This window comes from Thermobaculum sp. T2p (assembly GCF_059335935.1).
Genome location: NZ_JANZYQ010000001.1, coordinates 1 through 12,669, shown reverse-complemented (window position 1 = coordinate 12,669; position 12,669 = coordinate 1). Strand labels below are relative to the sequence as shown.

Below are 12,669 nucleotides of genomic sequence, written 5' to 3'. Positions count from 1 at the left end.
GCTTGTAGGAAAGGGGCAGGTCGTTGTCCCTGCCCCTTAATAATCCAACACCCCGGGATAAGGGAGCAGCTGATATTATCGCACCAAAACCTCCGGCAGAATGATCTGCCCCATACCCCAAGCTACGAAGTCTGAGCCATACCACGAGCGCACCAAGCTCTGGCACGCAGCGGGATGGAGCCATCAGCAGCTATCGGCAGTGTCTTCAGCAGCTGCGACCTCAACGCCTCCCTGGACTCGTTCTGCAGGGAGCACAAGTAACTCGGAGCTGGACCCTGCCCTCCTAGAAGCGGTTGCCAGTAGTCATCAAAGCTCGAGAAGATGGTTTCTATCTCTAATGAATCAACCCCCACATCCTTTAGGCTTGCCTCGGTCATCAGGCTCCGAAGGACAAGAGGACTGCAAACCGGGAAACGCGCGCCCTCATCCTGCTCCTCTGCAGCAGGATCAATCGCCTTGGCCGCATCCCAGAAGTACCGTAGAAACTGCATGCCATCGGCGTAGTCCCACACATAAAGCCCTACTGCCCCTCCAGGTTTAGCCACCCGAGCCATCTCCTGCACACCTCGCAAGGGATCGGGCAACAGGTTGATCACCAAACCGGATACCACCACATCAAAGCTTGCATCAGGAAAAGGGAGAGCATCAGCAGAGCCCAGCATGAAATCCACACTCGGGATGCTGGCCCGAGCATACTCCAAAAACTTCTTAGATGGGTCGACCCCAGTTACATGAGCGGGTGCAGCTAGCTTTAAGATGGCATCGCACAGCGCCCCGGTCCCGCAGCCCACATCCAACCAGCTAGAGCCATGGGGAGCACCCAGCCAGCACACGAACTCCCTAGCCAGCTGCCTGCTCCACCTGCCCATGTACAGCTCATAGGCATCCGGGTCCCCCCACATAGCGCACCTCGCACTGAAATATTATGTCAAAACACAGACATCAGCTCTCCTGCACGAACACCCCAGGATCTTCCGCGTACAGGTATATTTGGCCACAACTAGTACAGAGGTAGGCAGACAAATCCGACCTAGCACCAGGCTTGAGGTCTCCCTGCGTTGGAGCTTCCACGAACGGATAGATACCCCCAACTCTGAGCAGCACCTTGTGTAGATTGGTCTGACAACGCTCGCAAGTTCTATCCATGTCTTCCTCCAAACAGGTTATGAGTAATCAAGCACTGCGGGCATCCAAGAAGCTCCCTGGCTCGTAGGCGTCTGTGGCGCAGGCAACAGGTTATCCAACTCCCTGCGCGTGCAGTAATCGTTGATCGTCAGGATGATGATTATTAGCAAGCTGAAGAACACCATCCACATTAGGCAGGTCCAGTCCTCCCATATCCTAGCAAGCGGAGGGCGAGGCCTACCAGGTCGGCCATCATCAACTGGATTACGCATACTCATGCTTACAATATAGACCAAAAGCACAGAGCTCGCTAGGCGCTCGCAAAGCCGCAGCTGTCGGCCCAAAACCGCAAGCAATTAAGGATTTTTCTTCACGAATTTGCGTTTTGGGGCTTGACTTCTTCTCCAAGTCTTGATATATTCAAGTCAACAAACGCATCGACCCTAAAAGCGTCGATGGGGACGAGTAGCCGAGATGTAGGGCTACAGAGAGCCGCGTTGCTGGGATGCGGTGCTCGAACCTCGGTGAAAAAGCCCCCGGAGCTGCAGGCTGAACCTCGATGGGCTCACAGCCCAGGCGTCAGTAGGCCGAGCCGGTGTCAGCCACCGTTACCAGGCTGGGAGTATGAAGCCTTCATCGGCAGCACCGAGCGGGCAGAGTACTTCGTGAGGTCGTCATCGTGAGGTGGCGACGAACAGGGGTGGTACCACGGGAAGCAATGATCTCCCGTCCCCGGCAGATACGTCGGGGACGGGAGATTTTTTATAGGCCTCGTCCCCGCGTACGAGTCAGGTACTGAGGAAGGAGGCAGACAGATGCCGTTGGACAACTTCTACATAGTAGATTCGACGCTACGCGAGGGCGAGCAGTTCGTGCACGCCCACTTCACCACCGAGCAGAAGATCGAGATAGCACGCGCTCTCGACGCCTTCGGCGTGGAGTACATAGAGCTCACCAACCCCGCGGCCTCGCCAGCGTCCTTCGAGGACGCTCGCAGGATCGCCAGCCTGGGCTTGCGGGCCCGCATATTGGTCCATTGCCGCTGCACCATGTCAGACGTTCAGCAGGCCGTCGAGACCGGAGTGGACGGGGTCAACCTGCTGTTTGCGACCTCCGAGCAGCTCAGGACCTACTCCCATGGCAAGTCCATCGAGGAGATCATCGAGTCGGCAAGAGACGTGATCTCCTTCCTGCAAGATCACGGCCTGGAGGTACGCTTCTCCTGCGAGGATGCCTTCCGCACCCCCATCGACATCCTACTGAGGGTGTACGCCGCTGTGGACGCCATGGGCGTCGATCGTGTGGGCATCGCCGACACCGTCGGGGTGGCGGATCCGCTGGGCGTGCACGAGTTGGTAAGCAGAGTGCGCAGCGTCGTGAGCGCGGACATCGAGTTTCATGGGCACAACGACTCCGGCTGCGCGATCGCCAACGCCTACGCAGCTCTCCAAGCAGGCGCTACACACATAGACACTACCGTGCTGGGTATAGGCGAGCGCAACGGCATCACCCCGCTGGGAGGCTTCATAGCCAGGCTGTACGCCACCGATCGCGGCCTGGTCAGCAGGTACAACCTGCGCATGCTGCCTCAGCTAGACAGCCTCATCTCCCAGTACACGGGTGTACAGATCCCGTTCAACAACTACCTGACAGGCGAGACGGCTTTCGCTCACAAGGCGGGCATACACACCAAGGCCGTCCTCTCCAACCCCTCATCCTACGAGGCGATCAACCCCGAGGACTTCGGCCTCACCCGCCGTGTGGAGCTGGGGCACAGGCTCACAGGCTGGAACGCCATAGCGCACAGAGCTCGCACCCTGGGATTGTCCCTCTCCGAAGCAGAGCTGAGGGCCGCCACGAGGGAGATCAAGAGGCTGGCGGACGAAGCCCCGCTGACGACCGAGCAAGTGGACCAGATACTGCGCGAGTGGGCAGAGCGCTCGCGCTCCTGTGCAACTAACCAGGGAGGTGTACGTGCATGGGCACTCTAAGCGAAGAGATCCTCAGCCGCAAGGTCGGTAGGCAGGTGCGCGCCGGCGAGATAGTCATCGTGCCGGTGGACTACGTGCTGGCGCACGACCAGACGGCCCCACTGGCAATCGAGAGCTTCCGCAAGATCGGCCGGCCGCTATTCGATCCCAACCGTACAGTGATCGTGTTCGACCACATCATCCCAGCGGCCACCGTGCAGGCCGCCACCCTCCAGAAGATGATCCGCGAGTGGGTGCGCGAGCAGGGCATCACCAACTTCCTGCAGGAGGGCATCTGCCACCAGGTGATGGTCGAGCGCGGGTTCGTCACTCCTGGAGCTGTGATCGTGGGCGCCGACTCCCATACCTGCACCTACGGAGCGTTGGGCGCTTTCGGCACCGGCATGGGCTCCACCGATATCGCCGTGGCCCTGGCGACCGGCAAGACCTGGCTGCGAGTACCCGAAACGATCCGCTTCGAGGTCAAAGGCGAGCTAGGTCACCACGTCTACGCCAAGGACCTGGCGCTCGCTATGGTGGGCACAATAGGCGTGGACGGTGCCACCTACATGGCCGTGGAGTACGGCGGCCCTGCGGTGCGCCGGATGAGCATCTCCGAGCGCATGACGCTGGCCAACATGGCGGTGGAGATGGGTGGCAAGACCGGCCTCGTCGAGCCCGATGACACGGTGGATGAATACCTGCGAGATCGCGCGCGAGATCCTTACGAGCGCATCACCCCACGCGACCCCGTATACAGCCGCGTGGTGGAGATAGATGCCTCCTCCATAGAGCCGATGGTGGCCGTGCCACCAGATCCGGAGCACCTTGCGCCTGCAGCCGAGATGCGCAGGGTGAAGATCGACCAGGTGTTCATAGGTACCTGCACCAACGGCAGGCTGGACGACATCGAGATAGCCGCTCGCATCCTCAAGGGCAGGAAGATCCACCCGAGCACCCGCATGGTTGTCACTCCCGCCTCCACCAGAGTGGCCCTGGAGGCCATGGCCAAGGGCTACATCCAGACGCTGATCGAGGCCGGGGCCGTGGTCACCAACACCGGCTGTGGACCCTGCATAGGCCGCCACCAAGGGGTGCTGGCCGCGGGCGAGCGAGCCATCACGACTCAGAACCGCAACTTCCCCGGCAGGATGGGCGACCCCACCGCCGAGATCTACCTGGCGAGCCCCGCGACAGCGGCGGCATCCGCCATCACCGGCTACATCACCGACCCAAGGAGCCTGGACTGATGAGCAGAGTATGGAAAGTAGGCGACAACGTATCCACAGATGAGATCATCCCCGGCAGGTACAACGTGACGACCGACCGCCAGCAGCTGGCGAAGGCCGCGTTCATCGAGTACAGGCCGGACTACGCGGAGAACGTTCGTCCCGGCGACGTGATAGTCGCCGGCAAAAACTTCGGGATGGGATCCTCTCGCGAGCACGCCCCCATCGCCATCCAGGCATCCGGTGCCAAGGCGGTGATCGCGCGGTCCTTTGCCCGCATCTTCTTCCGCAACGCTATCAACATCGGCCTCCCCATACTCGTGTGCGACGAGCTACATGGGGCCGTGGAGGACGGTGACGAGATAGATGTAGACCTCGCCACCGGACAGATCACCCTTGCGGACGGACGCACCTTCCAGGTGGAGCCGCTGCCGGAGTTCGTGCTAGAGATCGTGCGCGCCGGCGGCATCATCCCGTTCGTCCAGTCCGGAAGGTTCTAACCAAGAATACCAACCTCCCTTTACCCCACATCCCCTCGTACCCGGGCGGGAGCCTCCCAACTCCCGCCCACCAGACCTCATCCGGCCCCTAGCAGGTCTAGAGCTGCCCTTCATCTCCGGCAAGAGTCCACCGGCACAATCCAGCCATGCTTGCCGCCCAAGCTCCCGGGAGGCGGACATTCCCCCTCATCTACCTGAGAAGCCCCAGGCGCTCCCGGCCTTCGTCACGCCCCCGATAGGTGGAGTGCTCATAGGGCCAGAGCAGGCGGAGCACTTCCAAGAGCTGGCACGCATCGTCAGCTGTAACCATCGTGGCCATAAGACGTTTTCTCCATAAAGATCATTAGGAGGAGCTTATGTCTAAATTCATGCTGGCAACGATCTGCCTGATGGCCATAGTGCTGGGGACGTTGCTCGCTCCCCGGATCACGACACGCGCCCAGACCCAGGGGGAAGCCGAAGTCACCTTCCAACTCACCATACATGGCAGGTTTATGGACCGGGAGCACGAGGCTTTCCCGTGCTCGTAAGGGGATCACGCCCCCAGATAACCCGCACGCTGATGCTCTGGGCAGCTACAACCGGAGGAGGGCCGATACGTGCGAGGGTGGTGCTAGCTACCGGGTCGGCCTTACGGTCCCAGCCGGCTCAAGGATTGGCTTCAGCTTCCAGCGCATATTGCCCGGTGGGGGGATCTACACCTTTCACACCGGCGCCCAAACCATCAACAATGACGTCACCATAGGGGCTGAGTACGAGTTCTCCCTGGTGCCCATGACGTTCAAGCTGACGCTGTACGACAGAGTGCCCCCGGGTGAGGCTTTCTACGTGAGCTACGGGTTTGGCTTCGGCGAGTCGCTGGAAATCCTGCTCTGCGGCAAAGTAGAGCCCAGAGGGGGCTCCGGGCTGTGGGGGAGCGGAGGGTCTGCGCAGCCTTGTAAGGGCAACGGCACAGTCTACGTGGCCAGGCACAAGCTGGAGGCCGACACCCCGGTCAGCTTTGGGTTCGCGCGCATAAAGCCTCCGGGCAATGCCCAGTTCTTCTACAAGGGCAAGCGACTGCCTGGCGACAACCCCCTGTTCAGCGCGTGTTACAGCTTCGGATCACCCAACGGCGAGCAGCTGCCCAATATGCCGCAGACGGGAGGCATGGTAGGCAGGTAGTTGAGCTTGTAGGAAAGGGGCAGAGTGCATTTCTCAATCGACTGGAGAGTCAGCATCATAGGTGGTGCTGACTCTCCAGTTACCACTGTTGATCCTTAGGCCCTCCGCGCGCTGGATGGAGAGGGGAAAGCCACGTACTTTATGCCAGAAGGGGTCTTCACAGCTACCACCTCCAGCTGACTGGAGTCCTCCCCCTGGTCGTCCTCATCCCCATCATCCACACCATCGTGGTCCGAATCCTCGTCCCCGTCCTTGATGCCGTCGTCGTCGCTATCGGCATCTCGTGGAGAGGTGCCGTGCTCGTCCTCGTCCTCGTTATCCAATCCATCCTGATCGTAGTCCCTATCCGAGGCATCCGCTTTGAGCTCGCCGTCGTCCTCGTCCTCGTTATCTACCCCGTCGTGATCGTAGTCCTCGTCCCCGTCCTTGATGCCGTCATCATCGGTGTCGGCATCGTCTATGCGGGTGCGCATCCGAGCTTCATCACCATTGTCCACCCCGTCGTGATCGTAGTCCTCCTGTCCGTCCTTGATGCCGTTGTCGTTCGAGTCTGGATCCAGCGGGTTGGTCCTAGCCCTGAACTCCTGCCAATTAACCAGCCCATCATGGTCGGGATCCTCCCTGCCATCGGGCACGCCGTCCCCGTCCGTATCCCTCCGATAAGGATTGGTCCGGGTGAGCTTCTCCTGCGCCGTCGTCAGCCCATCATGGTCGGGATCCGAATCCACCGCGTGAGCGTGACCAGCTCCGAACAGAGGCGCCAGAAGCAAAAAGGTTATCACCAACCCCCTAAGCCACATGTACACTCGACCTGACATAAACGCGTCCTCCTTATGTTTAGTGAGTTCATTATAGAAGCTCCAGATAACAGGAAGATTAATTTGCATGGACTTATTATGAAAGCTTATTAAGTCACATCCATGCAGAACATGGGCCCGGGACTACACTTGGTCCCGGACCTATGACTCATTCTGAGCCGTACAGGAAATGAACACAATCATAAGTTTTGGCAGGATTTGGGCTCTACGTTAGACGTAGCCAGAGGACACCACACCTGCAGGAGCGTGTAAATGTATCTTAGAAAGGGTAACTCTCCGAGCTTTGGAGCTATACAATTAGCCCCACCAGGCTCTGCCCAGCACCGTCCAGCTTCGGCTTGAAGCACCCAATCCTACTGGTGCTAAAGGTATCCTCTAAGACTTTGGCAGTTCAGCGTCTAAGCTATTCAGCTCTAAGCTAGCGCTGGGAACATATTCCCTCATTAGGGGGACCAAGCGAAAGATACAACATCACTCCTAATCACTAGCATTAGGTGCAGCGATTAGGCATCCACAATAACTTTCATCTATAATACAGAAAAAATAAGGCCTTCGGGGCAGGGTGCAATTCCCGACCGGCGGTAGAGCCCGCGACCCCCTGCAACAGGGGTGGACCTGGTGAGATTCCAGGGCCGACGGTAAGAGTCCGGATGGGAGAAGGTCCGACTTATCATCCCGCAAGGGTCTGAGTCGCATATCCATGCCCCGGGAGCCATCGGGTTCTCGGGACATCTTTTTATGATTCCCTATGCCCACAGGCCAAACACTAGGAGGCAAAGATGTTCTCAGGCATAGTGGAGGAAACCGGTAAGGTCGAGGAACTCTACCTAGATGAGCCTCGCTGGATGCGTATATCATGTCGGCGAGTGCTGGAGGGGACCCAGCTGGGGGACAGCATCGCGGTCAACGGCGTCTGCCTAACCGTCGACGCCCTGGATGAGCACTCCTTCACGGTGGGGATCATGCCCGAGACGCTGCGGCGCACCAACCTAGGCAGCTTGCGAGCGGGCGACGAGGTCAACCTAGAGCGCTCGCTCCGCTTCGACAGCAGGGTGGGAGGCCACTTCGTCCAGGGACACATCGACGCCACCGGCACAATTTTGGAGCGCTGGCCAGAGGAGGGCGCACTCTGGCTGAAGATAGGTCTGCCGAGGGAGCTGGCCCGCTATGTGGTACCCAAGGGGTGCATAGCAGTAGACGGCATCAGCCTAACGGTGGTAGACGCGCTGGAAGATGCCTTCACGGTCTCGCTCGTGTATCACACCCAGCATAAGGTCACGCTCGCCCGCAAGCAGGTGGGCGAGCTGGTCAACCTCGAGGTGGACATGCTCGGCAAGTACGTCGAGCGCCTGCTGCGGTTCCATCAGACGGAGGTGGGGGCATGACGGCAAGCAGGATCCAGCAAGCATTGGAGGACCTGCGGGCCGGCAGGTTCGTGATAGTGGTGGACGATGAGTCGCGCGAGCGCGAGGCCGACCTGGTGCTCGCGGCGGAGCACGCAACTCCCGAGGCAATAAACTTCATGGCCCGTGAGGCGTGCGGACTGATATGCGTGGCCATGCGCGGCCAGCGCATGGACCGGCTGGGCATCCCCCCGATGGTCTCGACAGAGCGCAACACCTCGGCACACGGCACCGCCTTCGGCGTGCCCGTGGACGCCGCCAGCGGCATCACCACCGGCATCTCGGCCTACGACCGGGCACGCACCATTAGGCTCCTGGCCGATCCCAGCTCCACCCCCAGCGACTTCATCATGCCGGGGCATGTGTTCCCCCTGAGAGCGAGGGAGGATGGAGTGCTGGAGCGACGGGGACACACCGAGGCTGCCGTGGACCTTATGGTTATGGCAGGGCTGCAGCCGGTGGCAGTGATCTGCGAGATCATGTCCCCTAGCGGCAGGATGGCCTGGGGAGAAGAGCTGGAGGAGTTTGCCCGTCGGCACCTCCTGCATGTCGTGACGATGCAGGAGGTGGTCGATGCTCGTGCGGTCGAGAGCGAGTGTAGGATGGGAAAAGCACGGCCGGTGAGGCTGCCCACGGCTAATGGTGAGTTCACGCTCGTGGCCTACACCGCGCCGGATTCAAGGGAGCCCCACCTGGCGCTCATCCACGGCGAGCTCGGAAGCGCCCCCCTGGTGCGCCTGCACTCCGAGTGCTTCACGGGCGATGTGCTGGGTTCCGAGAGGTGCGACTGCGGCCCACAGCTCGAGCGAGCACTGCAGATGATAGCCTCCCAGGGAGGCATCCTGATCTACCTGCGACAGGAAGGGCGGGGCATAGGGCTGCTGAACAAGCTGAGGGCCTACGCTCTACAGGACGAGGGACTGGATACGGTGGAGGCCAACGAGCACCTGGGATTCCAGCCCGACGAGCGAGACTACGCCGTGGCGGCTGAGATCCTCCGAGACCTAGGAGTAAGCACCGTTAGGTTGCTAACGAACAACCCTCGCAAGATAGAGGGCCTGCGCGCCAATGGCATCGAGGTGCTTGAGAGGGTACCCTTGGAGATACCACCTCGCAAGCACAACCTGAGGTACCTGCAGACGAAGAAGCTGAAGCTCGGACACTGGCTGCAGATACATACCCCCACAGGAGAACAAAGATGATCCACAGCTACAAGTCGCACAGGGTCGACAAGGGCCACAGGTTCGCCATAGTCGTCTCCAGATTCAACGAGCTGGTGACCCGGAGGCTGCTGGAGGGCGCCCTGGACGCCCTTCGCCAGCACGGCGTGGAGGACAAGAGGATAAGCGTGGCCTGGGTGCCGGGCTCCTTCGAGATCCCGCTCGTCGCGAACAGGCTCGCGCGCACGGGGGAGTTCGCGGCGGTGATATGCCTTGGGGCGGTCATACGCGGCGAGACGGGCCACTATGACGCAGTGGTGTCAGCCGTGACCGCAGGTGTGTCGAGGGCGGCGCTGGACTCTGGCTTACCGGTCATATTCGGCGTGCTCACCACGGACACCCTTGAGCAGGCACTGGATAGGGCCGGCGGCAAGGCAGGGAACAAAGGCTACGAGGCAGCGGTGTCAGCCCTGGAAATGGCTAACTTGATGACATCCATCGGCTAGCGCCTCCCAGCAGCTGAGAAGCCGCTCGGTGGCCAACAAGCTGCTCCGAACTCGACCCTGCGACCCAGTCTCGAAGCACAGAGCAGGGATCACCTGAGGACCACTAAGGTTATCCCCTGCTGTGCAGCGCGCCCCCTATCTCTCATCAGATGCTGGATGATGGGCTGAGATAGGTAGGGGAACGGATCACTCCTCGGCGTGCACATCCCAAACAGCCAGCCATGGAGATATCCGGCATACCGACACATCGACATGCTAGGATAGATCCACTTGACCGCTCATGAGTGGCAAGATCAAAGCGCTCGAACAAAAGAGCTTCTGTTAGCGACGCTAGATGGTATGAGCGCGGCGATGGGAAGACCATATAGCGGGGATAACTCGTTGGGTGTCGCTTGACCAAGGCTCAAAAAACTGGAGGTAATGATGAGAAGAGTGATAGCATCGATGTACCTGACGCTGGATGGAGTCATGGAATCCCCAGATAAATGGTCCTTCCAGTTCTGGAGCGAGGAGTCGGCAAAATTCAAGCTGGATGAGCTGTTCTCGAGCGATGCCCTCCTGCTGGGCAGGGTGACCTATCAGGGATTCGCGGCCGCCTGGCCATCTATGACCGATGAGGCTGGCTTCGCTGATAGGATGAACAGCCTGCCCAAGTACGTCGTCTCGACGACCCTGGAGGAACCACTCGAGTGGAACAACTCCAGGCTGATCAGGGAGAACATATTGGAAGAGGTGCAGAAGCTGAAGCAGCAGCCTGGGCAGGATGTGCTGATCTACGGCAGTGGCGAGCTCGTGCGCACGCTGATGCAGCATGACCTCATCGATGAGTACCGGCTGATGGTCTTTCCGATCGTCATAGGAAGCGGGGAACAGCTCTTCCAGGGCGGAAGCGGTACTAAGACCCTGAAGCTCAAGGACGTCAAGAGCTTTAGCTCAGGAGTGGTCGTTCTCACCTATCAGGTGTGATCAGGGGTCAAAAAACGCACAGGGGGCATCTGCCGTGATCCATTACATCAACCCCTATCTGGTTTCTGAACGGTAACGGACACGAGGCTGTGGAATTCTACAAAGACGCGCTGGGGCGAAGGTCGTTAGCGTTTCAAACTTCGGAGATATGCCTGAACCTGAAAACCCAGCGTATCGAGAGCCTGAGGACGCGAAAGACCGCCTGCTGCACGCCCACCTGAGAGTCGGCAACTCGGATCTCATGCTCTCCGATAACTTCCCAGGTATGCCGTACCAGCTCGGATCACAGGTAACCGTAGTCATCAGCGTGAGCGATGCCCAGACAGCCAGGGAGGTATTCGGGAAGCTGCAGGAGGGCGGTAAGGCGGAGGTGCCACTGTACGGAATGGTGACAGACAAGTTCGGCGTGCGTGCACAGCCCTACGGGATGTCCACCCACGCGCCAGCGCACTACAACCAAGAGAGCGTTGGGGATGGAGCCGGAAGACAGCTTCGCGGTGACCATGCTGGCAGGCCTGGGAGGCTATGCATTTACAGTCCTGGAGAGTATAATTTCACCCATATAACGAGGCGGGTCCGCTAAGCCCTGTGGAGAGCGATGAGCGACAGAGATGAAATAGCCAGCATCGAGTTTTATGAGGTGGATGCCAGCCGGTGGGGTGACTTCGAGCGCTTGTTCGAGAGCCTTGGAGGCCCCAAATACTGCTGGTGCATGGTCTGGAGGGCGAATCGCAGCCAAGCCCGGCGCATCGAGGGCCCGAGCCGCAAGGCGGCGATGGCCCAACTAGTGGCATCTGGCGTGCCTGTGGGCTTGTTGGGTTACCTGGATGGTGAACCAGTGGCTTGGTGCTCGGTAGCCCCCAGATCAACCTTCCGCGGACTGGTTGGCGATGGCGACCCGGACGAGGGTATATGGTCCATCACTTGCTTCTTCGCTGTCAGGCGATTGCGCGGCCGAGGCATCACGCACCGGATGATCGAGGCAGCCGTCGAGCACGCTCGTGCACACGGGGCCTCGATCGTGGAGGCTTATCCTGTGGACCCTGACTCCCCAAGCTACCGCTTCATGGGATTCGTGTCGGTATTCAAGGCGGCGGGATTCCAAGAGGTGGGACGCGCTGGTACACGTCGCCATGTCATGCGGTTACAGGTGGACCCACACACCAAGACGGTCGATGGAGAATAAGGAGCATCAACCCACGCACACGTACATCGCACTTCTGAGAGGGCTCGGTGGGAAGTACACCCTACCGATGCAGGGGTTGGTAGAGATCATGCTGGAGCTGGGGCTGCGGGACGAAGGACCCACATCCAGAGCGGCAACGCCATCTTCCGGAGCGATAGAGCCCCCACCGGTGAGATCGCCGAGGAGATGAGCAGCGCCATCAACGAGCGATACGGCTTTGCGCCCCGGGTGATCATCCTGACACCAGCAGAGCTCAGGGAAGCGGTGGCCTCCAACCCATATCCCGAGGCCGAGACAGCACCCACGACGCTACACCTGACCTTCCTGAGCTCCGTCCCCGAGCACCCGGACTTGATCAAGCTCGAACGCCTCCGACGGGCTGGCGAGCATTTCCCCTCAGAGGGAAGACCTTCTACCTCCACGCCCCCAACGGTGTGGGGAGATCCAGGCTCTTTGCGAGCATCGAGAAGGCGCTCGGCGTGCCAGGCACGGCACGCAACTGGCGCACGGTCTGCAGAGTCAGTCAAGACTTTGTGGAGAACATTTTTTCGGTTCACTACGGGCGTTGTCAATCACTAGTTAGCGAACCATTTTCAGGAATTAATATCGTAAGCGCTTTCGGACTCTCATCCCTCATCTTGA

The 12,669-nt window shown here is 59.9% G+C and carries 16 protein-coding genes, 1 pseudogene, 1 riboswitch and 1 other annotated feature; of the genes and pseudogenes, 12 read left to right on the top strand and 5 right to left on the bottom strand.

The genetic code is table 11. The annotated features are described in order from the left end of the window. Window positions 1–122: 122 nt before the first annotated feature. From N2245_RS00085 to N2245_RS00075, 3 genes are read right to left on the bottom strand one after another with little or no spacing between them, the layout of a single operon-like run. Window positions 123–902, bottom strand: coding sequence for a class I SAM-dependent methyltransferase (locus tag N2245_RS00085; RefSeq protein ID WP_494534698.1), 780 nt, complete (start codon window positions 900–902; stop codon window positions 123–125). 40 nt (window positions 903–942) lie between these two features. Further along, window positions 943–1,146, bottom strand: coding sequence for a hypothetical protein (locus N2245_RS00080; RefSeq protein WP_494534697.1), 204 nt, complete (start codon window positions 1,144–1,146; stop codon window positions 943–945). A gap of 17 nt (window positions 1,147–1,163) precedes the next feature. Continuing rightward, window positions 1,164–1,397 (bottom strand): hypothetical protein, encoded by a 234-nt coding sequence (locus N2245_RS00075; RefSeq protein ID WP_494534696.1) that lies wholly within the window; start codon window positions 1,395–1,397, stop codon window positions 1,164–1,166. A 171-nt stretch (window positions 1,398–1,568) separates the two neighbouring features. Continuing rightward, window positions 1,569–1,862, top strand: a binding site (T-box leader). Between the two features lie 78 nt (window positions 1,863–1,940). On the opposite strand from N2245_RS00075, the gene lysS reads away from it, so the two are divergent. The 3 genes from lysS to N2245_RS00060 are packed head-to-tail and all read left to right on the top strand — an operon-like array spanning window position 1,941 to window position 4,824. Beyond that, the gene (gene lysS, locus N2245_RS00070) at window positions 1,941–3,116 is read left to right on the top strand and encodes a homocitrate synthase (protein WP_494534695.1); all 1,176 of its coding nucleotides are present in this window, start codon (window positions 1,941–1,943) and stop codon (window positions 3,114–3,116) included. Continuing rightward, on the top strand, window positions 3,104–4,345 hold the full coding sequence (locus N2245_RS00065) for a 3-isopropylmalate dehydratase large subunit (RefSeq protein ID WP_494534694.1): 1,242 nt from the start codon (window positions 3,104–3,106) through the stop codon (window positions 4,343–4,345). Before lysS ends, N2245_RS00065 begins: the two co-directional genes overlap by 13 nt. Beyond that, complete coding sequence (locus N2245_RS00060; RefSeq protein ID WP_012876680.1) at window positions 4,345–4,824, top strand: 3-isopropylmalate dehydratase small subunit; 480 nt, start codon at window positions 4,345–4,347, stop codon at window positions 4,822–4,824. Before N2245_RS00065 ends, N2245_RS00060 begins: the two co-directional genes overlap by 1 nt. A gap of 190 nt (window positions 4,825–5,014) precedes the next feature. Here the strand turns inward: N2245_RS00060 and N2245_RS00055 are convergent, their stop codons facing one another. Next, complete coding sequence (locus N2245_RS00055; protein WP_494534693.1) at window positions 5,015–5,143, bottom strand: hypothetical protein; 129 nt, start codon at window positions 5,141–5,143, stop codon at window positions 5,015–5,017. Between the two features lie 164 nt (window positions 5,144–5,307). Here N2245_RS00055 and N2245_RS00050 point away from each other — a divergent pair, with 164 nt between their 5' ends. Further along, entirely contained in the window at window positions 5,308–5,988 is a 681-nt protein-coding gene (locus N2245_RS00050) for a hypothetical protein (protein WP_494534692.1), read from the top strand. Between the two features lie 95 nt (window positions 5,989–6,083). On the opposite strand, the gene N2245_RS00045 is transcribed toward N2245_RS00050, so the two are convergent. Further along, window positions 6,084–6,806 carry a hypothetical protein gene (locus tag N2245_RS00045; protein ID WP_494534691.1) on the bottom strand — a complete coding sequence of 241 codons (723 nt, stop codon included), beginning with the start codon at window positions 6,804–6,806 and terminating at the stop codon, window positions 6,084–6,086. Between the two features lie 544 nt (window positions 6,807–7,350). Continuing rightward, window positions 7,351–7,472: riboswitch (FMN riboswitch) on the top strand. Window positions 7,473–7,585: 113 nt separating this feature from the next. Here N2245_RS00045 and N2245_RS00040 point away from each other — a divergent pair. The 8 genes and pseudogenes from N2245_RS00040 (at window position 7,586) to N2245_RS00005 (ending at window position 12,606) form a co-directional block, all read left to right on the top strand. Continuing rightward, the gene (locus N2245_RS00040) at window positions 7,586–8,191 is read left to right on the top strand and encodes a riboflavin synthase (protein ID WP_494534690.1); all 606 of its coding nucleotides are present in this window, start codon (window positions 7,586–7,588) and stop codon (window positions 8,189–8,191) included. Then, on the top strand, window positions 8,188–9,411 hold the full coding sequence (ribA, locus tag N2245_RS00035) for a GTP cyclohydrolase II (RefSeq protein ID WP_494534689.1): 1,224 nt from the start codon (window positions 8,188–8,190) through the stop codon (window positions 9,409–9,411). The genes N2245_RS00040 and ribA overlap by 4 nt, the downstream gene beginning before the upstream one ends. Further along, complete coding sequence (gene ribH, locus N2245_RS00030; protein ID WP_494534773.1) at window positions 9,411–9,875, top strand: 6,7-dimethyl-8-ribityllumazine synthase; 465 nt, start codon at window positions 9,411–9,413, stop codon at window positions 9,873–9,875. Before ribA ends, ribH begins: the two co-directional genes overlap by 1 nt. A gap of 423 nt (window positions 9,876–10,298) precedes the next feature. Next, on the top strand, window positions 10,299–10,841 hold the full coding sequence (locus N2245_RS00025) for a dihydrofolate reductase family protein (protein WP_494534688.1): 543 nt from the start codon (window positions 10,299–10,301) through the stop codon (window positions 10,839–10,841). A gap of 34 nt (window positions 10,842–10,875) precedes the next feature. Then, window positions 10,876–11,283: pseudogene (locus N2245_RS00020) on the top strand (VOC family protein); the annotation flags it as partial. Between the two features lie 156 nt (window positions 11,284–11,439). Beyond that, complete coding sequence (locus N2245_RS00015) at window positions 11,440–12,027, top strand: GNAT family N-acetyltransferase (protein WP_494534687.1); 588 nt, start codon at window positions 11,440–11,442, stop codon at window positions 12,025–12,027. Next, window positions 12,017–12,217: a hypothetical protein gene (locus N2245_RS00010; RefSeq protein ID WP_494534686.1), complete on the top strand. Its 201-nt coding sequence runs from the start codon at window positions 12,017–12,019 to the stop codon at window positions 12,215–12,217. The genes N2245_RS00015 and N2245_RS00010 overlap by 11 nt, the downstream gene beginning before the upstream one ends. After that, complete coding sequence (locus tag N2245_RS00005; RefSeq protein ID WP_494534772.1) at window positions 12,151–12,606, top strand: DUF1697 domain-containing protein; 456 nt, start codon at window positions 12,151–12,153, stop codon at window positions 12,604–12,606. The genes N2245_RS00010 and N2245_RS00005 overlap by 67 nt, the downstream gene beginning before the upstream one ends. Window positions 12,607–12,669 lie beyond the last annotated feature (63 nt).